Below are 24,472 nucleotides of genomic sequence, written 5' to 3'. Positions count from 1 at the left end.
GCTCACCGCCGGTAGGACACCATCGCCACCCATGTTTCAATATCAGCCGCCACAGACCCCGTGGCTTTCTGTCTTATATCAAGACAACGACATTTTGGTTCTCAATAAGCAAGCAGGCTTACTTACGGTGCCTGGTAAAGCCCCTGAGCATTTCGACAGCGTTATTTGGCGCGTACAGCGTGCCTTACCTACAGCGCGCATTGTCCATAGGCTCGACATGGCAACCTCCGGCCTTCTGCTTCTTGCGCTGCATAAGCCCGCGCAAGGCCATTTAGGTAAACAGTTTGAGCAGCGGCAAGTTCACAAGCGGTATGAAGCCGTTGTTTCTGGCGAGCTTGAAAACTCTGAAGGTGAAGTGAACTTACCCTTACGATGCGACTGGCCAAACCGCCCCAAGCAAATGGTTGACCCCCTCGAAGGCAAGTCGGCTCAAACCTTTTATAAAGTGCTAGAACGTCGCCCTGGTGCCACCCATGTGGAGCTGACGCCCATCACTGGCCGCTCTCACCAGCTGCGTGTGCATATGTTAGCTTTAGGGCATCCTATTCAAGGCGACCGTCTGTATGGTCAACCCCATGCTGTAACACAAGCACCTCGACTACAACTGCATGCGACAACCCTCGCTTTTGAGCACCCAAGCAGCGGTGAAGCCATGCGTTTTCACTGTCCAGCCAACTTTTCATAGCGTTAACGTTTAGAAGTTGCGCCTGCGGCCGATACCAGAACTATGAAACAATCGCTTATCTATCTGCTAATGGTCTCGTGGCTTCTCGGTAGCGCTCATGCATCGAAGGCTGATGACCTCGCTTATTATTTGCCACCTGAAAATACTCAGTGGGTTGAACCTGCACAAGAAGGCACTTCTGCCTTTGTGTTGCTGACACACCCAAGCGAATACGCCATAGAAAACGGAACCGTTTTACTGGTTTCTGAGTGGGGTTTAACCCCGCTGCAAAGCCCTTTCGTCCGCTCGCTCAGTGTACACCTGCCTCAATATGGTTGGCAAAGCGTTGCTTTTAGTCCACCGGACATAGACCTTGCCACTTTCAATTGGCGCCACTTAGGCGACAAACCTTACCCAGAGAGCGCACCCAACGAACAACTGTTACAGATTAAAAACCCACTGCAACAGCGGCTGCTCAACACCCTTGAGCACCTAGCTGCAGAGCCCGGCGTTCGTGTTGTGGTAGCAGAAGGGTTAACAGCAGGGCTATTAATACAGCTTTATCAAGCCAATGCGTTGCCCCACCCAGAGGCCTTGGTTGTCGTGTCTCCATACCTGCCCCACTGGCAGCTTAACCAAGCCTTACCTGAGCTGTTAGCCGCATTACCCTTCCCAGTGCTTGATTTGCAAGCAATGAATAGCAACAGCTGGAGCAGTAGCACAGCCTCCGCTCGCGTTATACAAGCGAAGCGTGCGTCGCACGTCCAATACAGGCAGCGCACTTTGCCGTATTTTCCGATGCGCGACGACGCGCTGGCCAAACAGGTTTTTGGCTGGCTAAGACATGCCGGAGTTCAAGGCTAGCGACGATGCTGCTTAATTAAATTGTAGGCAGCTTGTATTTCTTGTGTACGACGGGTTGCACCAGCCAACATTTCTTCTGGCAAGCCCTGGGCAGCCAGTTTGTCCGGGTGGTGTTCTGCCATCAGGCGGCGATAAGCTTTTTTAATAACTTCATCGGACGCTTCCGAGGTGACCCCCAGCACTGTATAGGCGGCTTTTAACTGCTTGTTCTCGGCTGCTGGCTGTGGTCGCTTTGCCTTATTTTTAAATCGTTTAAACTGCAACTGAGCCGATTCCATTAACAGCCAGCGTTCGAGTTCAAACCGCGTGTAGCCAAGCGTTTTAGCAACCGTAAGTAGCAACTCGAACTCGGCTCGCTGCAAACGGTGAGCGCGTATTAGCAAAGCGATAAGTTGCAGCATAAACGACTGCAAAACGGCGCTTCGGTTGTCGTAGTCGCGACGAAACTGTTTCAGCGTAGGCACCAATGGAAAATGTGGATCTTTGCCTTCGCGAAAGGCAGCACGGGCCTCTTCTAAGGCAGCACCTTTTAATCCAAGCTCGTCCATTAAGCCCTGTGCTGACGCTATATCTGCCTCGCTAATACGCCCCTTGGTTTTAGCGATATGGCCATGAGCTGCAAACAAAGCATAAAAAAATGTAGCGTCTTGGCGAGAGTAGCTTCTTTTTGCAAAGAAACGATTCAGGCCACCTTGCCCAGCTAAGGGCGCGCCGTACTTCCAGTCGAACCAGTAGCCTATGGCAAAGCCTAAAACTGCACCTGGCAACTTTCCAAAAATAAAACCAAATGCAGCACCTACAACACGCCCCCACATTTAACCTGCTCCTGCCAAGGCTTTCTCCAGCGTTTCCAAACGCTCAGGCGTACCCACATCGGTCCAGGCGCCGCAATAATGGCGGCCTGTTAAACGACCTTGGGCAATCGCTTGTTGCAGTAGCGGTCGCAGCCCCTTACGACCCGCAGACACTCCTTTAAACAGCGCTGGGCTTAATACGCTGACGCCACTAAATGTAAGCTTCTGCCCCTCTAACTTCACCCGCCCTTCTGCTGACAAAGCAAAGTCGCCCTGTGGGTTATGCAAGGGGTTATTGACTAGCACCACGTGCCCTAACGCCCCTTCCAGGGACCGTGGTAACACAGAGAAATCAAAGTCTGTCCAAATATCGCCATTGACCACCATAAATGGCTGGTCGCCAAGCAACGGCAAGGCTTGAACAATACCACCGGCCGTTTCTAATCCGCCTGGCGGCTCATGGGACCAATGCACATGTAAGCCCCAGTTTGCACCGTCGCCAACGGCGTCCACTAAGGCGTCACCTAACCAGGCTGTGTTAATCACCACCTCGCTCACGCCCATGCGCGCCAGCTTCTCTAAGTGCCACATTAACAACGGCTTTCCAGCCACGGGCAGCAAGGGCTTTGGGCACGTGTCGGTGAGAGGCCGCATACGCTCTCCTCGACCGGCTGCTAAGATCATGGCTCGCATGGAGTTCCTCGCTGCTCGGCTAATGGCAGCACTTTCTGCTCGACCCAATGACCATAGGCTGCTAATTCGTCATACTGCTTAGCTACTTGCACGATATAACGGAGGGTTTGTGGTATGTCGCCTAAATAACGTGGCTTGCCATCTCTATGGTAAAGGCGCGCAAATATTCCACTTGCTTTGGTATGTCGTTGCAGCCCCATCAAGTCGAACCAACGGCGAAACCTCGATAAGTCCACGGTTGCCGCAAGGTAGCCATGCTTTTGGAATACCTGGTAAGCATACCCCATAAGCTCATCTACAAAGTCGGTTGGCCACGCCACATAACAGTCACGCAAGAGCGACACAGCGTCATAGGTAATAGCTCCCACCACAGCGTCTTGAAAATCGATCAGCGCCAACTCTTGAGCTGAATTCACCATAATATTGCGGGAGTGGTAGTCTCTGTGTACTCCCACCTGGGGCTGCTCCAGCGCATTCTTTGTCATAACGCTCGCAAAGTGCTGCCACAAACTTAGCTCATGGTCGCTCAAAGTAAGCCCGAGGTGTTTTTTCAGCAACCAGTCCATAAAAAGTCCATTTTCCTGCTCGAGTAAGGCCTTATCATAGGCGGGCAAGGGACCTAGCCGTGTTGCCTGCACACTCATAACCTTAGGTAGTAAGTCAATGGCTTGTTGGTAGCGATGCCGAGCAGACACCTTGGTTTCTAACAAAAGGGTGTCGCCTAAATCCTCTAGCAGCATAAACCCTTGTTGGATATTGGTTGCCTTCACTTGCGGCACCTGCAGCCCTGCTTTTGCATAAGCTAAAGCGACAGAATGAAAAGGCTCAAGAGCTTCAGGAGGTGGTGCGTCTACTAGAATTTCAGTCTGCTGATGACTGCCTGTTACCCTGTAATAGCGACGAAAACTGGCGTCACCGGCTAACATCTTGACTTGCGGCTCTGGTAACGTACTTACAGTGCGCACCCAATTTAACCGCTCTACTTCTCTTTGGGGCATATCCTCAGCCTTTGTTATACAGTGAAACTATCGTAGCAAATAGCGTTATCAAATAGCAGGAAGTGGAAAATTGCTTTATCATAACGGACTACTTGAATCTTAAGAGAAAACGCACTGTTCATGTTCATTCGCTTACATATTTTACTGACCACTTTTGTTGCCTGCTTCAGTATTGCCACAGCCAATGCAGTTGAGGTTAAAGAGCAAAGCACAAGTGCGTATTTAGCGAACCAGCAGTGTCGTATTTCACCTTCCTGGTTACCAGGACTAGACGATATTATTACGCCTTCGAGTCAAGGGCAACTAACGGCGGAAGCCGACCATGTTGAGCTACGTGGCAATCAGTTCGCAGAACTGTCTGGTCACGTCACCTTGCGCCAAGACAATCAATGGTTAATTACCAACAACGCCGTGCTTGATCAGGAAGCCGCTCGCCTACATGCATACAACGGCATACGATATGGCGACGGCTATATTGCAATTCGCGCTGACGAAATTGAAGCAGACATAAATGCCGCCACAGCTGAAGTGGGCGCAGCTGAATACTTGCTTATTCCAAATTCAGCTTATGGCACAGCCTCCTCCATTGCATTAGGCGCTGCCCCCGGCGAGCGACATGTCACCTTATCAGAGGGTACTTTTACCACCTGTCCAGGCGAACGACCCGCATGGCAAATTCGTGCCGACAGCATACAAGTGAATGAAAACAAGTCCTGGGGGGTGGCCAAACGAGCCCAGGTGCGCTTGTTTGATGTGCCTGTTTTATACGTTCCTCACTTCACCTTCCCATTAACCGACGAACGCAAAACGGGCTTGCTTTACCCGGTTGTTCGCAGCACCTCACGCAACGGTTTGGAAGTTGAAGTTCCTTGGTATTTAAACCTAGCTCCCCAACGCGATGCGACCATTACCCCTCGGTTTACAAGTAAACGAGGCGTTATGCTAATGGCAGAGCTGCGTCAATTAACCGAGCAGCATCGCATTCAACTAAATGGCGAATACCTCGATGGCGACAAAGAAATAGCAAACCGTCCCAACCGCCATTTTATCCGTTTTGAAACCCAATCAGAATGGCAGGCTAACTGGTCAAGCTATGTGGAGTTCATGCAGGTTAGCGACACCAGTTACATTCACGACTTTAACAGCAACTTTGCTAACCCAGCCGACGCGCATCTATATCGACAAGGTCAGCTGAACTATCATGGGGCGCATTCTCGCCTGCAAATTCAAGTGGAAGACTTTCAAATGCTTGGGCCCTACAGTGCGCCTTATCGCACCCTGCCTCGCATAAGCTTTCACTCGGGGCGGTCCATCACCGACTTGTTAAGCTATAACGTATTTTCTGAGCTCACTCATTTCCGTAACAGCGAGCGCTCCCAAGAGCACGCGACTCGCCTGCACATCGAGCCGAGTGTTTCTTTAAACGTGCAACAGCCGGGTTGGGACTGGCAAACAGAAGTGAGCTATCTGGCCACCCATTACACTCAAAACAACATACCCGACACATCCGAAAGCACAGTAACTCGCTACCTGCCTCGTTTTAGAACGCAAGCGCGGCTGCATTTGGAGCGCGCCTTTGGCGACGAGGGCGGCTTACAAACACTCACACCTCAAGTGCAGTACCTGTATGTCCCTTTCCGTGACCAAAGCAACATTGGTATTTATGACACAGGCCTTATTCAGGATGACTACCATGGTCTTTTCAGAGCCCGCCGTTTTACCGGCTTAGACCGAGTGGCAGACGCCCATCAAGTTACGCTTGGGGCTTCCACCAGCATATTTGATAGCGACGCTGAGGAACTATTGCGGGTCAGTTTAGGTCAGATTTTCTATCTTGATGAAAGCCAGACACAATTGTTTGACGACAGTAGTCGAATAACGGCTAGTAATTCCGAGCTGGCCAGTGAACTCGACTTTCGAGTGAGTGACCGCTGGTTTTTCAGTGGCGCATTGCAGTACGACACAACGCTCCAGATTGCGCGCAAAGCTCGCCTTGCTGCCGAGTACCGGAAAGATAGTGACAGCCTTATCCAGTTCAACTACCGTAAGGTGCACGGTGCAGGCAATGAAACCGAAGAAAGTCGTTTCCAACGTGTTGAGCAAATTGGTGTTGCCTCTTCTTGGCGCCTCGACCAAGACTGGGCCTTAGCCGCACACTGGTATCAAGATATACGCCGTGGTACCACGGTTGACGCTTTAATTGGCATACAGTACGAAAGCTGCTGTTGGTCTATTCGTGTTAATGCATACCGCCGTATTAACCGAAGTTTTGAACCAACACTGCTGAATAGCCCCGTGCCGGCCGCAGAGTTCGATAACGGGGTGAGCGTACAATTTATGTTAACCGGCCTTGGAGGCGGTTCGCGTCGATTAACTGATATACTCCAACAAAGTATTTTCGGTTATCGCCGTCCTTTTTATTTAAGTAATTAGTGGACTATATATGAACCTTTTGAAAGTATGTTTTACCAGCCTTGTGCTCGCACTTATGCTTGGCCAGGCTTCTGCTAAAGAGCTAGACCGAATAGCCATTGTGGTGGACAGTGGTGTTGTGCTTGAAAGCGAAGTGCAAGCTCTGATGAGCCAAGTAAAAACCAACTTAGAGCAGGAAGGGCGTGCACTTCCCAGTGACGAAGCCTTGCGTGTTCAGGTCACAGAGCGGTTAATTACGGAAGCATTACAACTCCAATTAGCAGAGCGAATGGGATTTGTCATCTCAGACGCCCAACTTGACCATGCAATTCGAGGCATTGCAGGTGAAAACAATGTAACTCTTGAGCAGCTACGCAATCAAATTGAGCGTTCCGGTGACAGCTGGCGGAGCTATCGCGAAAGTATACGAAAGCAAATCATTACCTCAGAAGTGCAGCGGGTGTCGGTTCAACGTCGTATTTATATGAGCCCCCAAGAAGTCAGCATGCTGGTGGAGCTTATTAAAGAGCAAGGCGGCGACCAAACAGAGTACAACATGGGCCATATTTTAGCCCGTATTCAAACTCCTGACGGCAGCCTTGACGTCGAGGCAAGCCAAGCTCAAGCCGAGCAAATTATTGCCGAATTAAACCGCGGTGGTAACTTCCGCGACCTGTCTATTTCTGCTTCTAGTGCTTCAAATGCTTTAGAAGGCGGTGACATGGGCTGGCTTACACTCAGCGGTATGCCGACTCTTTTTGCCAGTGCCGTAGAAAGCAACCCAACGAAAGGCGCTATTATTGGGCCTCTTCGGAGCGGCATCGGTTTCCATATTCTTACGGTGCACGACGTGCGGGGACAAACCCAAGCTCAAATAGAAGAAGTGCGCTCACGCCATATTCTTATGCGCCCTTCTGTCATTCTTTCTGAAGCCAAAGTTCAAGAACAGCTAGAGACGATGCGCCAGCAAATTCTTGATGGCACCGCGACCTTTGCTGAGCTTGCTGAAGAGCACTCGGCCGACCCAGGCTCAGCTCGCAATGGCGGCGACTTAGGCTTCGCAGAGTCTAGCCTGTATGTACCTGCATTTAAGCATATGGTGGACACCCTAGAAATTGGCACCATCAGTGAGCCGTTCCGCACGGAGCACGGCTGGCATATTGTTGAAGTACTTGAGCGCCGTACACAGGATGTAACCGAAAAACGTCTTGAAGAGCGTGCTCGCCAAATTCTCTTTAGCCGTAAATACCAAGAAGAGCTGGATATTTGGCTACAAGAATTGCGTGACAGTGCCTATATTGAGTTTAAGGAATAATGCCAAAACGAATTGCTATTACACCCGGCGAGCCGGCTGGAATTGGGCCAGACCTTATTGTTACACTGGCTCAGCAAGCATGGCCTGCTGAGCTGGTTGTTTTTGCCGACCGCCAACTCCTGCTTGATCGAGCAGCTCAACTCGGGCTGCCTTTATCTTTGCGGGAGTATGTCGAGCAACAATCGCCGCAGGCGCAAACTGCAGGCACGCTGACGGTTTCCCATGTTCCTTTGCAAGTACCAGCAACGCCAGGACAACTGGCTGAAGCAAACGGGCATTACGTGGTTGCCACCCTGACCGCAGCAAGCCAAGCGAACCTGTCTGGCCAGCTCGACGCCATTGTGACTGGGCCTGTGCATAAAGGCATTATTAACCAAGCTGGGGTTGCTTTTAGTGGTCACACGGAGTTTTTTGCCCACCATGCGGGCTGCTCGGACGTCGTGATGATGCTCGCGACAGAAGGCCTTCGCGTCGCTTTAGTTACAACCCATATTCCGCTGGCGAATGTACCTAAAGCCATTACGCGGGAACGGTTAATTAAAGTCATTGATATTTTACATCATGACTTAAAGCATAAGTTTGGTATTCAAAGTCCACATATTTTAGTTTGCGGTTTGAACCCTCACGCAGGTGAAGGTGGTCACCTAGGGTATGAAGAAATAGACACAATAACACCAACCCTTGACCACCTGCGCAAAGAACACAACTACCAGCTAACGGGCCCTTTGCCCGCTGACACTATATTTCAACCAAAGTATTTAGCAGCGGCAGATGCTGTTCTGGCTATGTATCATGATCAGGGCTTACCTGTGTTAAAATACAAAGGCTTTGGTAACGCTGTGAATATTACCCTGGGTTTACCATACATTCGCACTTCGGTTGACCACGGCACAGCCCTTGACCTTGCAGGGACAGGCCAAGCCGACGTGGGCAGTTTTAAACTCGCTATTTCTCACGCACTAACAATGGCAGAAAACACAATTTATGAGTAAGTCTATGCACGGGCACCGCGCTCGGAAACGCTTTGGTCAAAACTTTTTAAACGACGACCAAGTTATTCACGACATTGTCTCCGCTATCGGGCCGCAGCCACAACAGCATTTGGTTGAAATAGGCCCAGGCCTTGCCGCCCTCACCGAGCCTGTCGCTGAAACCAGTGGCCATTTGCATGTCATTGAGCTTGACCGCGACCTAGCAGATCGCCTAGAGCAACACCCGCGGTTGAGCAAACTGTTAACTGTGCACCGCAATGACGCCTTGAAGTTTGACTTTCAAGCGCTTGCCGCTGATCTTGGCGGTAAGTTACGCGTGTTCGGGAACTTACCCTATAACATCTCAACACCACTTATTTTCCATATATTGCAGTCATTAGACGTGGTGGACGACATGTACTTCATGCTGCAAAAAGAAGTGGTTGACCGCATGGCTGCAGGGCCAGGCAGTAAAGCCTATGGGAAACTGTCTATTATGGTACAGCAATGCGCTGAAGTCTCTTTGGTACTAGATGTGCCACCTGAGGCTTTTACCCCTGCACCTAAGGTAGACTCCGCCGTGGTTCGGTTAGCGCCTTATGCGCACCCCCCTTTTCCAGTGAAAGACCGGGCAATGCTGAATCGTGTCTGTCAAACTGCGTTTAACCAGCGCCGTAAAACCATGCGCAATAATTTAAAAGAACTCCTGAGCGCAGAACAGCTCGAAGCATTGCAAATAAACCCTGGCGCACGCCCTGAAACATTAGCCGTCGCCGACTACGTTCGTATTGCGAACTGGCTAAGTGATAATCCGCCCCAAGAAGATGAGTAATAATAACGTTTCTGTAAAAGTTAAAACCATGTTTTTGCCGGCTCAGTCCGAGTCGGCCCGCCACCGTTATGTGTTTGCTTACACCATTACCATTACCAACCAAAGTGAAGGTTCTGTGCAACTTATGGACCGCGCTTGGACTATTACAGACGCAAACGGAGAGGTAACAGAAGTAAAAGGAGCGGGTGTGGTAGGCCAGCAACCCATTATCGAGCCTGGTGACTCTTTTACCTATACCAGTGGCACTGTGTTAGAAACTCCCGTGGGTGTCATGGAAGGTTATTATGGCATGCGCGATGCATCCGGCGAGTCCTTTCAGTTGGTTATTCCCCAGTTCAGGCTGGCTCAACCGAACATTTTACATTAATGTCAAAGGAGCCCGTGGCATGAGCCGTTACCTGGTGGGTGATATACACAGTTGTTACACAACCTTACGGAGCCTCTTGGCAGAAGTCGACTTTTCTCCAAGTCGAGACGAGCTATGGGCCGTGGGCGACTTAATTGGGCGTGGCCCTGCGCCCCTAAAAACCCTGAATTTTCTTTATAGCTTAGAAGGTGCTTTTTCATGCACCCTTGGTAACCATGACCTGCACTATTTAGCTGTGTACGCTGGCTTGCAACCCACCAAAACAAGCCAAGAAACAGCTGCGCTTTTGTCCGCTCCAAACAGCCACCTTTTAGCAGACTGGCTGCGCCACTTTCCGCTTGCCTTGCATGACCCAAAAGCACGTCAATTTATGAGCCACGCAGGCTTGCCACCCGGCTGGAAAATTGCAGAGACAATTCAGTATGCACACGAAGTTGAAGAGCAACTACAAAGCGCAAGCTGGAAGGGCTTACTGCAACACATGTATGGTAATGAACCCAACAAATGGCACTCAAGTTTGTCAGGGAGCGACCGATACCGATATATAATCAATGCATTAACACGCATGCGTTATTGCACCCCAGAGGGTGCGCTAGACCTGACGCACAAGGATGCGCTAGAAACAGCGCCACCGGGTGAGCTTGTTCCTTGGTTTGAATTACAAGCCACCAGCACCACCCAAGTATTTTTTGGGCATTGGGCTTCTCTCAGTGGTGAAACGGGGCGTGACGACATCATTGCCCTAGACACGGGCTGCGTATGGAATGGTCACTTAACATTATACGATTGCGACCGTGCAGAAAAAGTTAGCCTGCCTAATTTAGAAGGCAAATAAAAACAAAATTCAGTGGTTTGTGGAGCTTATTATGAGAATAACTGTTGCTATGCGCATCATCGGTGGCTTTGCCATCATAACGGCACTTCTATTTGTTATTAGCGTGAGCTCATTTTTTGGCTTGCGGAATGTAGGAGCCTCTACGGATCAAGTGAATGAAGTGGCTATTCCTTCTTTAGTAGGGGTTGGCGCTATCCAAGCTGAACTCTTGCAAATCAGCAACATTCAACTCAAAAGCTACCATGCCACAACCTTAGACCAAGTTAATGCAGAACAGTTAGCATACGACGAGAACTTAGAAAGTTTAGACGCTGACATGGAGCGCTTGGCCGATACCCTTGCGGCCTCTGGACAACAAACCAATATTCAAGATGTTATTAATAGAGCCCACAACTTCACCACAGATGCAGCCAATGTCATTAGCTCACAGCGTGAGTTTTTAACCTTAGGTGACCAAACTCAGCGCCGTATTCGTGATGTAGAAAACTACTCTGACAGTGCGGCTATGTTTATTCTTGACCTCATTGACGAGCCTGGTATTTCTCGTGAGCTTTACAACGACGCAGGCCTACTAGAAACAGCACTGAACAGCTTTGTAACTCTAGGCTACGACATTTTAAATGCAGACGACGCTGACCGTGCCAGCATTATTCGTAGTGAAATTGAAGTGGCCATTGAAACCATTGACTCGCGCTACCAATTAGTTCGTGGGCATGCTCCAACGCATCCTTTACTGCCCGACATTGCCGAAAACATTCAGGAAGCTAAAAACGCTTTAATTGGCTCACCTGACGCGCTTGTCGAAATGGTGCAGCGCTCGCTTTCACTCCGCACGCAAAGCCAAGCACAAATCACCGCTAACGAAGAGCGCATGTCGCGTCTACTTGTGGATATGAGCCAGTTACAGTCGCAAGTACAAGGCGTGGCTCAAACCTTACGCCAAGACGCACTCGCCTCTATTTCTCGTGGCACCTGGATTAATACCTTGCTCACCCTGGTCTCTGTGCTACTGGCGATAGGCATTAGTTTTGTCACTGTGCGCGCTATTACCGCCCCGCTAGGCCGCGTCAATGAAATTCTAAATACGCTTGCCTCTGGTGACTTAAGTCATAAGCTAGACGACTCAAGCAACGACGAATTTGGTGAGCTAGCAAGTAACACCAACAAGTTAATTGATAACTTAAGAACCCTTATTGAAGGTATTGCAAACCGGGCTACCCAACTAGCAACGGCAGCCGAGCAGTCATCCAGTGTGTCAGCGTCAAGCATGAGTGCTATCCAAGAGCAACGCTCACAGGTTGAACAAGTTGCAGCGGCCACGCAAGAAATGACGAGCACCTCTTCGGAAGTTGCACGTGCCGCCACCGACGCATTGCGTGAAATTCAGCATTCAGACGAAGAAGCAAGCCAAGTTATTGTGCTGGCGCAAGAGAACAGAAAAACCATTGAAGGCTTAGCAGTTGAAATTAAAAATGCCGCCGAGGTTATTAACCAGCTTTCAGAAAACAGTTCCAACATTGGTGGTATTCTTGACGTCATTCGCGGTATCGCCGACCAAACCAACTTATTAGCTTTAAATGCAGCCATTGAGGCCGCTCGTGCGGGTGAACATGGTCGAGGCTTTGCGGTTGTAGCTGACGAAGTACGTACTCTTGCCAGCCGTACACAGCAGTCAACAGAAGAAATTCAAAGCATGATCGAAAGCCTACAGACAGACTCGGAGCGCGCCGTTAGCGTGATGGAGCGTGGTCGTCAGCAAGCAGAAATGAGCGTCACTCAAACTGAGAAACAAACCAGCGCACTGGACGAAATTACTCACTCGGTACACCAAGCTTCCGACAGCAGCACGCATATTGCCACTGCCGCTGAAGAGCAAAGCGCTACCAGCCGTGAGATAAGCGAGAAGCTTGAAGAAATTGTAGCTATCGCAGAGCGTGCCGAGTCCGGCGCATTACAAACCGACGAAGCAAGTGACGAAGTTGCCCGCCTCGCAGCGGAGATGCAAGAGTCGATTCGAACCTTCCGCTTATAATCAACAGGCAAAATAAAAAGGGCTCTGAATAATCAGAGCCCTTTTTTTATGCTTTACAAAGCTGCGCAACCCTTATGCTAGCTTAATGCGAGCAAACTTACGCTTTCCTACTTGGTACACTGCTTCACTGCCACGCTCGCACGTTAACTTGGTGTCTGTCACACGCTCGCCGTCTATGCGCACAGCGTTTTGTTTAATCATGCGCATGGCTTCAGAGGTAGACTGTACTAAACCGGCCTCACGCAACACACTGGCAATACCTAGCTGTGCGTCATCTAAAGTTAATTCCATGCTTTCAATATCTTCTGGCATGGCGTTCTTTTGGAAGCGTTGAACAAAGTCTTGCTCTGCTGCGTCGGCAGCAGCCTCGTCATGGAAGCGCGTAATGAGCTCTTTGGCCAATGCCACTTTTACGTTACGCGGGTTTTCTCCTTCGGCAATGGCTTGCTTTAAGCCTGCAATTTCTTCTGTGGAACGGAAACTAAGCAGCTCAAAATAGCGCCACATCAACTCGTCAGAAACGGACATAAGTTTGCCAAACATATCATTCGGTGCATCGGTAATGCCGATGTAGTTACCCAACGACTTCGACATTTTCTGGACGCCGTCGAGCCCCTCAAGTAATGGGACTGTAATAACCGTTTGAGGCTCTAGCCCTTCTTCACGTTGAAGTTCACGCCCCATAAGTAAGTTAAAGCGTTGGTCAGTTCCGCCCATTTCTATATCGGCCTTTAACACAACCGAGTCCCAGCCTTGCACCAGTGGGTAAATAAATTCATGAATAGCAATGGCTTGGCCGTCTTTGTAACGTTTTTTAAAGTCGTCACGCTCCAGCATACGGGCAACGGTTTGGCGGGCAGCAAGCTTAATCATATCGGCGGCGCCCATCGCGTTCATCCATTCACTATTAAAGCGAACATCTGTTTTGGCTGGGTCAAGAACTTTGAATACTTGCTCTTTATACGTTTCTGCGTTCGCGAGCACTTCTTCACGGGTAAGTGGCTTACGCGTGACATTTTTCCCTGAGGGGTCACCTATCATGCCCGTAAAGTCGCCAATCAAGAATACCACGTTATGACCTAAGTCTTGGAAAGCACGTAACTTGTTCAGTAAAACCGTATGGCCTAAGTGTAAATCAGGGGCTGTCGGGTCAAAACCTGCTTTGATTGTCAGTGGCTTACCACGGCTTAACTTCTTTTCTAATTCCTCTTGTAATAAAACTTCATCAACCCCACGGGTGATGAGCGCCATTGCTTTCGCCACATCTGTACTCATTTTTTACTCCACGTATAATGAACTTTTCTGCATACTATGTATTCTACTGCAAAGCATATTTTTATTGAACTCACTTGGTGCTAGCAAAGCGTATAAAATGCTATTATGCTAAGGCTGCTTACCAAATAGGTCTTTGTTTTATGGTAAAACCAATTCAAAATGTGGTGCGACGTTTACCGCGCCGACACAAAATAACCATTTCGGGTATCTCCGCTTTATTATTGATCCTCCTGATATGGCCTTCTGAGCGTGCCAGCGCCTCACGTAATGTAGCAGCACAAGAGTCGCTCTATGAATTAGGGAAACGCTACCCCCTACCCCTTGATATCGCCCTGCCAGAAGGCGCTGAAACGCCTGAACAAACCGTTACCTGGCTGGAGTATGAAATTAAGTCCGGTGACAGCTTAGCACGCATTTTTTCTAGCTTAGGCTTTTCTGCCCAACAACTGTACCGCCTGACCCAAGCCGATACCGACAACCTACTTCGCCGCGTACACCCGGGCGACACACTGCAAATAGCCAAAAACCCAGAAAACAACATTGTTGAGCTTCGCTATGTGTTGAATACCACTGACACGTTTGTACTGCGTGCCGCAGAAGGTACAAGTGACTTTGTTGCCCATATGGAAACCAAAGAGTTTGAAAGCCGCGAAGAATTCACGCAGGCCACTATTACCAGTAACTTTTGGAACGCAGGGGTTGAAGCGGGGTTAACCCAGTCACAAATTATGAGCCTAGCAGAATTGTTTGGCTGGGATATCGACTTTGCTTTAGACATTCGTCAGGGCGACCGCTTTGCGGTTATTTTCGAGAAAAAATACGTAGACGGCGAGTATGTGGGCACAGGCCATATTATTGCCGCTGAGTTTATTAACCAAGACGAAGTGTTCCGTGCTGTTCGTCACAACAACGGCAACTATTACACGCCTGAAGGTAAAAACATGCGCAAAAGCTTCTTGCGCGCACCCGTGCACTTTACCCGCGTCAGTTCAAGTTTCAACCCACGCCGCTTACACCCAGTTACCGGCCGGGTGTCACCTCATAATGGTATTGACTATGCAGCCGCAACTGGAACTCCGGTTATGGCCGCAGGCGACGGTAAAGTCATCGCCAGTGCCTATAACAATTTAAACGGCCACTATGTGTTTATTCAGCATGGTGAACGCTATGTAACTAAGTACCTGCACCTTAGCCGCCGTCATGTGAGCCGCGGCGACAGGATTCGCCAAGGACAGCTTATTGGCCGCGTCGGTGCCACAGGCCGAGTAACCGGTCCCCATTTACACTATGAGTTTCTTGTTGATGGTAGCCATCGCAACCCGCGTACAGTCAACTTACCGCAAGCCGAGTCCTTACCGGCAAGTGAGCTGGCATCTTTTACTCATTTTGCCGAGCAAAAAATGGCCATGCTAGAAAGTCGTCAGCGTATTTTCTTGGCTTACCACAATGCCGACTAAGCAACTTTATCTTGGTGCCTTATCGGGCACCAGTATAGATGCTATCGACATTGCTATTACAGCTATTGACGCGGCTGGCATTGAGTTGGTGTCCAGCTATAGTCACCCATTTCCACCGGCGCTGAAACAGCAACTCCAACAGCTCTGCAGCCCACATGCGAATGAACTCGTGAATTATGGCTTGGCCGACCGAGACTTTGCTTTAGAAACAGCGAAGGCTGTGCAGCATGCTTTAGCCGCAGCAGGTGTGCAGCCACAAGAGATCATAGCCATCGGCTCCCACGGTCAAACCGTACGGCACCACCCAGAATTGACGCCCGCATTTAGCCTACAGTTAGGTTGCCCAGCGACCCTCGCAGCCAACACTGGCATAGCTGTGGTGTCTCACTTTCGCCAAAAAGACATTGCTGTCGGTGGGCAGGGCGCACCACTTGCGCCAGCTTTGCACCAGGCTTTATTCCATTCAACGGAGTACAACCGTGCCGTCATTAATTTAGGTGGCATCGCCAATATTTCCTGGCTTCCTGCCTCAGGAGATATTACCGGTTTCGACTGCGGCCCAGCGAACACGCTGCTTGACGCCTGGTACCAGCAGCATCATAAACAGGCACATTTCGACCGAGATGGCGCTTGGGCACGCTCTGGCCAGCCCCTTGCTCCATTGCTAGAAGCCTGCCTTGCCGATCCCTACTTTCAATTAGCGGCACCGAAAAGTACCGGCCGTGAGTATTTCAACTTACGCTGGCTTCACCACAAGCTTGCAGCGTTCACCGCTGTTACCGGCCAAGAGCCTACGCCAACAGACGTACAAGCAACCCTTTTAGAGCTGACTGCCCACACAGTCGGGCACGCTCTCATGCAGCAAGGACACTGTGACCAAGTGTACCTTTGCGGAGGGGGCGTTAAAAACACCTACTTGGTTGAGCGGCTGCAAGCATTGACTCCTAATATCGATTGGCACAGTACCGCTGTGCTCGGGGTCGATCCTGAGTGGGTGGAGGCCATACTGTTTGCATGGTTAGCTTATGCTCATGTCACCACGCAAGCGGGCAACGTAACACAGGTCACTGGCGCGAAACGGCCTGTTGTTCTTGGTAGTTACACGCCTGCCCTGTAACGAACAGGCGTGCTGTAGGTGGCTTATTTCAAGCTTGCGAAGGCGTCTCGGGTGAGGTTTTCTACCGTGCCTTCTGAGGTTACATGTACGCTGTCTTCAATCCGAACGCCGCCGTACGGACGGAGCTCTGCAATTCGCTGCCAATTGAAGTCTTCGTTTCCTTCAAACTCTTCGAGCAACTGATCAACCACATACAAGCCAGGCTCAATGGTAAATACTTGACCTGCCTGAATGGTTTGGCGCAATCGTAAGAACGGGTGCTGTGCGTCGGGTGCGAAACTTTCCCCTTGTGCGTTCTTTAAGTGCCCAGCCACATCGTGCACCTGTAAGCCAATAAAGTGACCTAACCCATGCGGAAAGAAGGCACGGGTATAGCCACGCTCAAAAATGGCTTCAGCACTGATTTTGAAGAAACCAAATTGGGCCAAAAGACCTGCAATTTTTCGGTGCATGTCCACATGTAAGTCGTAATAGGAACGACCCACTTCGATGTCACCTATAATCGCTTGCTCTGCTTCGTCTACAGCCTGTACTAATTCGGCATAAAAACCTTCCGCTGAAGCACTATAGGTCCGTGTAATATCGGCACAGTAGCCGTCATGCAATGCTCCGGCATCAATCAGGAATGACAGGTGCTCCGCAGGGGCTTTGGTTTCATATACGTCGTAATGCAGCACGGCCCCATTTTGGTTCAAAGCCACAATGCTGTTATACGGCAGTTGTGTTTCGTGGCATTGAATAGCGCCCAAGTAGGCATGGTGTATTTCCAGCTCACTGGCTTTGTTATCAAAGGCGAGCTTAGCTGCATTGTGCCCTTGCGCAGCCAACACGTTGGCTTTTCTTAAGCAACTTACTTCGTACTCGGTTTTGAGCGAACGCTGAAAATGCACGTAGTTAATGAGCGACGTTGGGTTCACTTCAGCAAGCCCCCACTCTGACAGCCCATCAAATGCTTCACCGAGAAACGCTGTTTGCGACAATGCGCCGCTTAATGCAGAACGTACTGGTTGAATCGTATCGATCAGTTGAATATCGAAAAGCTCTTGCCATTCACCCGGTGGCAGTTGAGGCTGGGTGTGCCAAAAGTCGCGTGCTTGGAAAAGAAACAGCTTAGGTGTTTCGCCCTTGCGGTAGAAAATATAGCTTTTAGGGCTTTCCGTAATGGGCAGCCAATACTTAAAAAGTGGGTTTACTCGGTATGGGTAGCTATTATCGTCAAGGAAGGCTACTTGAGGTTGTCCGGAAAAAATTAATACGCTGTCGAACCCCGTATGTTCCAGGGCCTCGTCGAAACGACGCATTACGGTTTTTAAGTGTTCACTGTATAGGCTCATACGCCCCTCTTCAAAACTAAAAGGTGTATGCGCAGTGTAACAAAAGAAGCGACTCGCTTCCTAACCCGAATGCGTCGGTATGCAGTGTGGGTTATTTCCCTAAGCGTTGGCGAACAATCGCAATCACGGGCGAGCTGCCATAGCCGGCTTTTTCTGCCCATTCATCCACACTTTCCCCGTCAACCTTGTCAGCTTCAAGTACGCTTAGGGGCACACGCCGTATAAGCATTTCGCCCACATCAAGTGCTTCTGCCGTAATGGCAAACTGCAACATGCTGTAGCCATTGCAACGAACGGCTGTAAATACATTCGGCAAACGTAGCTTGTGTTTCGTGATGATGTCTCGTAGATACGAGCGGTCGTCCGACATAATTGCCCGGCAGAGACTTTTGGCAATTAGTTCGTTTTCTACTGCTTTGGCGGGTGCTGCAAACACAGCGGATGTAAGTAAAACAGGTAAAAACCATTGAATCAAACGCATCGTTTTAAACTCCTAGCTCTACTCGACAGAGCAATAAAACGTGTTCGATTCTCCCTGTTTTATTTCGTAAATCAATTGATTTCGTGTTTTCAATTTGTTAAATGGCGCCTGCCTGCTTGAGCTAGTTTGTTGCTAATAAGTATACTCTTAGACGCCAACTTTCACTTAGCGCATGTACCATATAGGCTTGCGCAGGTTATACAAAACGTTAACCTGCTACACAGAAAAGGATGCGCCACAGCCACATGTTGTACTCGCATTGGGATTGTTTACAAAGAAACGGGCGCCTTGTAAGCCTTCTTCATAGTCCACCACGCCCCCCACAAGGTACTGTAAGCTCATCGGGTCGACGACAAGAGCTACGCCATTTCGCTCTATTTTAAAGTCATCGGCGTTTTGCTTCTCATCAAAGGTGAAGCCGTATTGAAAGCCCGAGCAACCACCTCCTGTAATGAATACACGAAGCTTTAGATTTTTGTTTTCTTCTTCGGCAAGCAAATCGTGTACACGCTTTGCTGCTGACTCACTAAACTCAATAGGCATTGCCTGTTCTACACCACTCATAAACTTTGTCCTACCTATTTCATTAAGTTACTTTCTCAGTCTTATTTTCCCTGAATCGTACTGGGGTTGCAATCACTCTTCAGAAGGAGCCTCCTGCACCGAACCCGCAGGGCTGCCTAGCAACACCTGCCATTGGTATGTTTGTTCTATGGCACGGGCATTGTCTGCCTTCGCCGTTACTTTCACATACTGAGGAGTAAACCCGTCTGGCAGTGTAAAAGTACCTTCTGCAAGCGCATAATAATGTATTTGAAAGCGCCCTGATGTATCTGGCGTATTGGCAAGCTCAAGCAGGTTGAGCGTAACATTTTCCTGGTCAAGCTGCCCGACTATTTCTATATCAAAGCGACCTGAGATGCGCTGCTGCACGCGACGGTCTAACTGTAAAAGAATCAAACGATAATAATAACTATTATTTGCCCGGCTGGGGGTCACGACAAATGAGTCCTGAATAACCCCTTTTGTGCTTTGCTCCGGCGACACCACGCGTTGATAAAAGGTCAGCTCACGAGTTAACTCAGACTTTTCAGCAATGAGGGCTTCTACGTCTTGCTGTAAAACTGCGCTGGCTCCCCGTTCAACGTCTATTTCAACTTGCAAAATATTAATTTGGTATTCTAATTGCGCTATACGTTCATACAAGCTGCTGTTTTGCTGTGCCAACCAGTCGCCCCTGGCAAGCTGCCACTTTATATGGGCTGTCGCCGCATAGTAGCCAAGCGCGACTGCTGCTAACAGGCTTGCGATAACTATTAGCAGTGTTTTCCGCGTGATGACGTTCCCAATATTAAACACTTGCAGGTTCCTCTTTGGTTTGGCTGGTTCTGGCACTCATGTGCCGAGCGTGCTAAATTCCATAACTCTAAATATAAGGGAGTATTATGGCAGACTATCAACTTGTGCAATGGTTCAAAGCTTTGCATCTCGCGTTCATGGTGGCGTGGTTCGCAGGTATTTTCTACCTCCCTCGCTTGTTTGTCTATCATGCAGAAAGCAATGAGCCTCTCGTGCACACACAGCTTCTTACCATGGAGCGGCGCTTGTTGTTTTTTGTGACTCCCTTCGCAGTTCTTACCTTTGTATTTGGCTTTGGTATGCTTTGGATTTATGGCATTGAGTGGTTCAAAGTGTCTCACTGGATGCATATCAAGCTTCTTTTGGTTTTAGCCTTAGCAGTTTACCATGTTTATTGCTTCCGTCTGTTGAAGCGCTTTCAACAGACACCCCATTTCCGCTCGGGCCGTTGGTTCCGTATTTTCAATGAAGTGCCGGTGCTTGCCCTCTTTGCTATTATTTTCTTAGCCGTGCTCAAGCCGAGCCTTGGCGCCTAATTCTTTCCCTCTTAAGGGCCCTTTCTGCTACAATTGACGGCAATTATATGTCTGGGGAAAGGTAAAGAGGGTTATGCAATTTAAAGGGGCTAATATTCTTTCAGTCGGGCAGTTCACCCCCGACTCTATTCAGCAAGTATTCGCAACTGCAGACTTAATGGAACCCTATGCACACCGGAAGAAACGCACGACGGTTTTGAACGGTGCTATTTTAGGTAACTTGTTTTTTGAGTCCTCCACCCGAACCCGTGTGAGTTTTGGTACCGCCTTCAACCTACTCGGTGGTGAGGTACGTGAAACCACGGGCATGGAAAGTTCTGCTATTGCGAAGGGCGAGTCGCTCTTCGATACGGCCCGCGTACTCTCAAGCTATAGCGATATTATTGCAATGCGCCACCCAAAGGCAGGCTCCGTAAGTGAGTTTGCTGAAGGAAGTCGAGTTCCCGTCATTAATGGCGGTGACGGTGCTAACGAGCACCCAACCCAAGCACTGCTCGACTTGTATACAATAGCCAAAGAGTTGGCGCACCACGGGCGGCAAGTAGACGGCATGCATATTTGCATGATCGGCGACTTAAAGCACGGGCGTACTGTGCACTCGCTGTCAAAGTTGCTTTGTTTGTACAAAAACATTCGTTTCACTCTTATTTCGCCTCGGGAATTAGCTATGCCCGACGAGGTGCTTGACGCCCTGACCAATGCAGGCCATGCGTTTCACATTACCGACGCGCTTGTTGGTGAACTAGACGCCGACATTGTGTACCAAACCCGAATTCAACAAGAACGTTTCGCAAGTTTAGAAGAGGCAGCTTTGTACCGCGGGAAGTTCCGTCTTAACAGCGAAATTTATACCCGGCATTACAAGCCGAACACTGTGATTATGCACCCGCTTCCTCGCGATTCACGGGCAGAAGCCAATGAGCTTGACAACGACTTAAACCAAAACCCTAACTTAGCCATTTTCCGCCAAGCGGATAATGGCGTACTTATTCGAATGGCTTTATTTGCCCTTACTCTTGGTGTTGAGAATATCGTCAGCAAATACGACACCGACGTTGTTTGGCATAGCCAAAAGTCACGTTATTAAAAGGATCCACTATGTCTCGTTCTGAAGAACTATATACCCAAGCCCAACTAAGTATTCCTGGTGGGGTCAACTCCCCTGTCCGTGCGTTCAAAGGTGTGGGGGGCACGCCTGTTTTTATTGAGCAGGCTGAAGGGGCATATATGTTTGATGCCGACGGCAAAAAATACATTGACTATGTGGGCTCTTGGGGCCCAATGATTCTTGGTCACAATCACCCAGACGTGCGCAATGCAGCTATTGATGCCGCATCACGCGGGCTCAGCTTTGGTACCCCCACAGCCATTGAAATCAGCATGGCAGAAAAAGTCATTTCACTCGTACCTTCTATTGAAAAGGTACGCATGGTGAACTCAGGCACTGAAGCCACCATGAGCGCTATTCGATTAGCTCGTGGCTACACAGGCCGCAATAAAATTCTTAAATTTGAAGGCTGTTACCACGGCCACGCCGACGCTTTATTGGTGAACGCAGGCTCAGGTGCCCTGACGCTAGGCGTACCAAGCTCACCTGGCGTGCCAGCTGATGTAGCGCAGCATACCCTGACCGTCGGCTTTAACCAGCTTGATCAAGTTGAACAGGTTTTTAAAGAAGTAGGCGACGACATTGCCTGTATTATTGTGGAGCCTGTGGCGGGTAACATGAACTGCATTCCACCTCAGCCAGGGTTCCTTGAAGGATTGCGCGCGCTGTGTGACACCTACGGCAGCGTGCTTATTTTTGACGAAGTGATGACCGGCTTCCGCGTATCTCGGGGGGGTGCACAGCAGTTTTATCAGGTGCAGCCCGACCTTACCTGTTTAGGTAAAGTGATTGGTGGTGGTATGCCTGTTGGGGCCTTTGGTGGTAAAGCTGACATTATGAATCACATTGCACCTCTAGGGCCTGTGTATCAAGCCGGTACCTTATCTGGTAACCCGGTCGCTATGGCTGCAGGTTTAGCGGCTTTGAATGCGATTTCTGATGAAAGCCAATACCAGCTACTAGAAGACAATGTGACCAAGTTAATGGACGGCTTCCGCGCCTCGGCAGCGAAGCACGGTATTCCACTCACCACCAACCAAGCCGGTGGCATGTTTGGGTTCTTCTTTACTGACGCCGAGCAAGTGACCAGCTTTGAGCAAGCAACCCAATGCAATATGGAGCAATTTAAAGCCTTCTACCATGCCATGCTGGAACAGGGTGTGTACCTTGCGCCTAGTGCTTATGAAGCGGGCTTTATGTCTTTCGCGCATTCAGACGACGATATCGAAGAAACCCTTCGTTGTGCCGATGTGGCCTTTGCACGCTTAGCAAAGCAGTTTTCTTAGGAGCATCAATGACAGACGCTAGCAACAAGAAACCTCTTTATATTCATTACGCTGGACCTTCTTTGCTGGAAACGCCACTGCTCAATAAGAGCAGTGCGTTCAGCCCCGAAGAACGTAAAGAGTTTAACTTAACAGGCCTGTTGCCACCCCGCTATGAAACCATTCAAGAGCAGGTGAGCCGAGCCTACATGCAATATAAAACCTTTGATATGCCATTGAACCAGCATATCTATTTACGGGCTATTCAAGACAACAACGAAACCATGTTCTTCCGCCTGCTGAAAGAGCACATCGAAGAAATGATGCCCATTATTTACACCCCAACCGTTGGCGACGCCTGTGAACAGTTCTCCGACATTTACCGCAGTGCTCGTGGTTTGTTCCTGTCTTACGAGGACAAAGACAACATCGACGATGTGCTGCGCAACGCCACCAAGCGTAATGTGAAAGTCATTGTTATTACCGACGGCGAACGCATTTTAGGTTTAGGTGACCAAGGTATTGGAGGCATGGGTATACCTATTGGCAAGCTCTCTTTGTATACCGTCTGTGGCGGTATTAGCCCAGCATACACCCTGCCTGTCATGCTAGACGTGGGCACCAATAACGAAAAGTTACTCAATGACCCTATGTACATGGGAGCTCGCCATAAGCGCATTACAGGGGAAAAGTACGACGACTTTGTGGACACGGTACTACAAGCTATTAAACGCCGCTGGCCTGAAGCCCTTATTCAATTTGAGGACTTTGCCCAACAAAATGCCATGCCACTGCTCAAGCGCTACAAAGACCAGTTGTGCTGCTTTAACGACGACATTCAAGGCACTGCGGCAGTCACCGCAGGCACCTTGCTCGCCGCTTGTAAGGCGAAAGGCGAGTCCATTAAAGACCAGCGCATTGTATTTGTTGGGTCCGGCTCCGCTGGCTGTGGTATCGCCGAGCAGCTTATTGCCCATATGTGCAAAGAAGGCATAAGCCGTGAGCAGGCCCAGTCGCAAATATTTATGGTCGACAGGTTTGGCTTATTAACTTCGCAAACGCCTGATTTGCGTGACTTCCAGGCGGCACTGGCCCAGCCTGAAGAGCACCTATCAGACTGGCAATACAGCGGCACCTTCCCCTCGCTTTTAGACGTGGTGCATTGTGCTAAGCCAACAGTCCTGATTGGTGTCTCGGGGCAGCCGGGGCTGTTTACTGAGCAGGTCATTCGGAGCATGCACCAATACTGTGAGCGCCCCGTTATATTTCCATTAAGCAACCCTTCACGCCAAGTAGAAGCCCACCCAAGCGACGTCCTTGAATGGACGGATGGCCAAGCGATCATGGCTTCGGGCAGCCCCTTTGGTACCGTAACCTACAAGGGCGACGAATACCCCATTGCCCAGTGCAATAATAGCTATATTTTCCCCGGCATTGGTTTGGGTGTGTTAGCGGTTAGTTCAAAGCGGGTTACGGAGGAGATGATGATAGCCGCCAGCGAAACATTGGCTTCATTGTCGCCGCTGGTGCTGGGCACAGGCAGCACCTTGCTGCCGCCATTAACAGGTATCGAAGCCTTGTCCCGTGAAATTGCTTTTGCGGTGGGTAAGGTTGCTCAAGAGCAAGGGCATGCCCTGAACATTGACGACAGCATGCTACGCCAGCGTATTGAAAATATGTTCTGGCAGCCTGAATACCGCGAGTATCGTCGGGTCAGTCTCTAATACCTGAGCCCAGGTGCCATAAAAGCCGGTGTACAGCGT

The 24,472-nt window shown here is 49.7% G+C and carries 23 protein-coding genes; 15 read left to right on the top strand and 8 right to left on the bottom strand.

Going from position 1 to position 24,472, the window contains the following annotated elements:
• The first annotated feature begins 31 nt into the window (after positions 1-31).
• Both CWE15_RS07930 and CWE15_RS07925 read left to right on the top strand, forming a co-directional pair.
• Positions 32-685 carry an RluA family pseudouridine synthase gene (locus tag CWE15_RS07930; protein WP_126757554.1) on the top strand — a complete coding sequence of 218 codons (654 nt, stop codon included), beginning with the start codon at positions 32-34 and terminating at the stop codon, positions 683-685.
• 42 nt (positions 686-727) lie between these two features.
• Entirely contained in the window at positions 728-1,528 is an 801-nt protein-coding gene (locus CWE15_RS07925; RefSeq protein WP_126757553.1) for a DUF3530 family protein, read from the top strand.
• Here the strand turns inward: CWE15_RS07925 and djlA are convergent.
• The 3 genes from djlA to CWE15_RS07910 are packed head-to-tail and all read right to left on the bottom strand — an operon-like array spanning position 1,525 to position 4,013.
• Complete coding sequence (gene djlA / locus CWE15_RS07920) at positions 1,525-2,343, bottom strand: co-chaperone DjlA (RefSeq protein ID WP_126757552.1); 819 nt, start codon at positions 2,341-2,343, stop codon at positions 1,525-1,527. The two genes, CWE15_RS07925 and djlA, sit on opposite strands and share 4 nt — an antisense overlap.
• Positions 2,344-3,006: an N-acetylmuramate alpha-1-phosphate uridylyltransferase MurU gene (murU, locus tag CWE15_RS07915; protein ID WP_420807753.1), complete on the bottom strand. Its 663-nt coding sequence runs from the start codon at positions 3,004-3,006 to the stop codon at positions 2,344-2,346.
• Entirely contained in the window at positions 3,003-4,013 is a 1,011-nt protein-coding gene (locus CWE15_RS07910; protein WP_126757550.1) for an aminoglycoside phosphotransferase family protein, read from the bottom strand. Before CWE15_RS07910 ends, murU begins: the two co-directional genes overlap by 4 nt.
• Positions 4,014-4,133: 120 nt before the next feature.
• Between CWE15_RS07910 and CWE15_RS07905 the strand changes: the two genes are divergently transcribed.
• From CWE15_RS07905 to CWE15_RS07875, 7 genes are read left to right on the top strand one after another with little or no spacing between them, the layout of a single operon-like run.
• Positions 4,134-6,446, top strand: a complete 2,313-nt coding sequence (locus tag CWE15_RS07905; RefSeq protein ID WP_126757549.1) for an LPS-assembly protein LptD — start codon at positions 4,134-4,136, stop codon at positions 6,444-6,446.
• Between the two features lie 10 nt (positions 6,447-6,456).
• Positions 6,457-7,740: a peptidylprolyl isomerase SurA gene (gene surA / locus CWE15_RS07900; RefSeq protein ID WP_126757548.1), complete on the top strand. Its 1,284-nt coding sequence runs from the start codon at positions 6,457-6,459 to the stop codon at positions 7,738-7,740.
• Positions 7,737-8,732, top strand: a complete 996-nt coding sequence (pdxA, locus tag CWE15_RS07895; protein WP_198674996.1) for a 4-hydroxythreonine-4-phosphate dehydrogenase PdxA — start codon at positions 7,737-7,739, stop codon at positions 8,730-8,732. Before surA ends, pdxA begins: the two co-directional genes overlap by 4 nt.
• Positions 8,725-9,543 (top strand): 16S rRNA (adenine(1518)-N(6)/adenine(1519)-N(6))-dimethyltransferase RsmA, encoded by an 819-nt coding sequence (gene rsmA, locus CWE15_RS07890; RefSeq protein WP_126757546.1) that lies wholly within the window; start codon positions 8,725-8,727, stop codon positions 9,541-9,543. Before pdxA ends, rsmA begins: the two co-directional genes overlap by 8 nt.
• Positions 9,536-9,910, top strand: coding sequence for a Co2+/Mg2+ efflux protein ApaG (apaG, locus tag CWE15_RS07885; protein WP_126757545.1), 375 nt, complete (start codon positions 9,536-9,538; stop codon positions 9,908-9,910). Before rsmA ends, apaG begins: the two co-directional genes overlap by 8 nt.
• A 19-nt stretch (positions 9,911-9,929) precedes the next feature.
• On the top strand, positions 9,930-10,745 hold the full coding sequence (locus CWE15_RS07880) for a symmetrical bis(5'-nucleosyl)-tetraphosphatase (protein WP_157980736.1): 816 nt from the start codon (positions 9,930-9,932) through the stop codon (positions 10,743-10,745).
• A gap of 31 nt (positions 10,746-10,776) precedes the next feature.
• Positions 10,777-12,777 (top strand): methyl-accepting chemotaxis protein, encoded by a 2,001-nt coding sequence (locus CWE15_RS07875; protein WP_126757543.1) that lies wholly within the window; start codon positions 10,777-10,779, stop codon positions 12,775-12,777.
• Positions 12,778-12,849: 72 nt separating this feature from the next.
• Here CWE15_RS07875 and tyrS read toward each other — a convergent pair whose 3' ends face one another.
• On the bottom strand, positions 12,850-14,052 hold the full coding sequence (gene tyrS / locus CWE15_RS07870; RefSeq protein ID WP_126757542.1) for a tyrosine--tRNA ligase: 1,203 nt from the start codon (positions 14,050-14,052) through the stop codon (positions 12,850-12,852).
• Positions 14,053-14,192: 140 nt separating this feature from the next.
• Here tyrS and CWE15_RS07865 point away from each other — a divergent pair, with 140 nt between their 5' ends.
• Together CWE15_RS07865 and CWE15_RS07860 are read left to right on the top strand one after the other, a co-directional pair.
• The gene (locus CWE15_RS07865; protein ID WP_126757541.1) at positions 14,193-15,509 is read left to right on the top strand and encodes a peptidoglycan DD-metalloendopeptidase family protein; all 1,317 of its coding nucleotides are present in this window, start codon (positions 14,193-14,195) and stop codon (positions 15,507-15,509) included.
• Positions 15,499-16,626, top strand: a complete 1,128-nt coding sequence (locus CWE15_RS07860; RefSeq protein ID WP_126757540.1) for an anhydro-N-acetylmuramic acid kinase — start codon at positions 15,499-15,501, stop codon at positions 16,624-16,626. The genes CWE15_RS07865 and CWE15_RS07860 overlap by 11 nt, the downstream gene beginning before the upstream one ends.
• A 23-nt stretch (positions 16,627-16,649) precedes the next feature.
• Here CWE15_RS07860 and pepQ read toward each other — a convergent pair whose 3' ends face one another.
• The 4 genes from pepQ to CWE15_RS07840 all read right to left on the bottom strand — a co-directional run bounded on the left by pepQ (position 16,650) and on the right by CWE15_RS07840 (position 19,800).
• Entirely contained in the window at positions 16,650-17,960 is a 1,311-nt protein-coding gene (pepQ, locus tag CWE15_RS07855) for a Xaa-Pro dipeptidase (protein ID WP_126757539.1), read from the bottom strand.
• 91 nt (positions 17,961-18,051) lie between these two features.
• Complete coding sequence (locus CWE15_RS07850) at positions 18,052-18,441, bottom strand: DUF3718 domain-containing protein (protein WP_126757538.1); 390 nt, start codon at positions 18,439-18,441, stop codon at positions 18,052-18,054.
• Between the two features lie 216 nt (positions 18,442-18,657).
• A complete protein-coding gene (gene erpA, locus CWE15_RS07845) occupies positions 18,658-19,005 on the bottom strand; it encodes an iron-sulfur cluster insertion protein ErpA (RefSeq protein ID WP_126757537.1) in 348 nt (115 codons plus the stop codon).
• 72 nt (positions 19,006-19,077) lie between these two features.
• Positions 19,078-19,800: a DUF6776 family protein gene (locus CWE15_RS07840; RefSeq protein WP_126757536.1), complete on the bottom strand. Its 723-nt coding sequence runs from the start codon at positions 19,798-19,800 to the stop codon at positions 19,078-19,080.
• An 86-nt stretch (positions 19,801-19,886) separates the two neighbouring features.
• On the opposite strand from CWE15_RS07840, the gene CWE15_RS07835 reads away from it, so the two are divergent.
• The 4 genes from CWE15_RS07835 to CWE15_RS07820 all read left to right on the top strand — a co-directional run bounded on the left by CWE15_RS07835 (position 19,887) and on the right by CWE15_RS07820 (position 24,433).
• Positions 19,887-20,336 carry a CopD family protein gene (locus tag CWE15_RS07835; protein ID WP_126757535.1) on the top strand — a complete coding sequence of 150 codons (450 nt, stop codon included), beginning with the start codon at positions 19,887-19,889 and terminating at the stop codon, positions 20,334-20,336.
• Between the two features lie 73 nt (positions 20,337-20,409).
• Positions 20,410-21,423, top strand: a complete 1,014-nt coding sequence (locus tag CWE15_RS07830; RefSeq protein ID WP_126757534.1) for an aspartate carbamoyltransferase — start codon at positions 20,410-20,412, stop codon at positions 21,421-21,423.
• Between the two features lie 11 nt (positions 21,424-21,434).
• The gene (gene hemL / locus CWE15_RS07825; protein WP_126757533.1) at positions 21,435-22,730 is read left to right on the top strand and encodes a glutamate-1-semialdehyde 2,1-aminomutase; all 1,296 of its coding nucleotides are present in this window, start codon (positions 21,435-21,437) and stop codon (positions 22,728-22,730) included.
• Positions 22,731-22,738: 8 nt separating this feature from the next.
• Positions 22,739-24,433 (top strand): NAD-dependent malic enzyme, encoded by a 1,695-nt coding sequence (locus tag CWE15_RS07820; RefSeq protein WP_126757532.1) that lies wholly within the window; start codon positions 22,739-22,741, stop codon positions 24,431-24,433.
• Positions 24,434-24,472: the final 39 nt, after the last annotated feature.

The sequence above is a fragment of the Aliidiomarina taiwanensis genome (genome assembly GCF_003987015.1).
Taxonomy (GTDB): domain Bacteria; phylum Pseudomonadota; class Gammaproteobacteria; order Enterobacterales; family Alteromonadaceae; genus Aliidiomarina; species Aliidiomarina taiwanensis.
The sequence above is the reverse complement of the archived record's forward strand: the minus strand, read 5'-3'. Positions and strand labels throughout refer to the sequence as shown.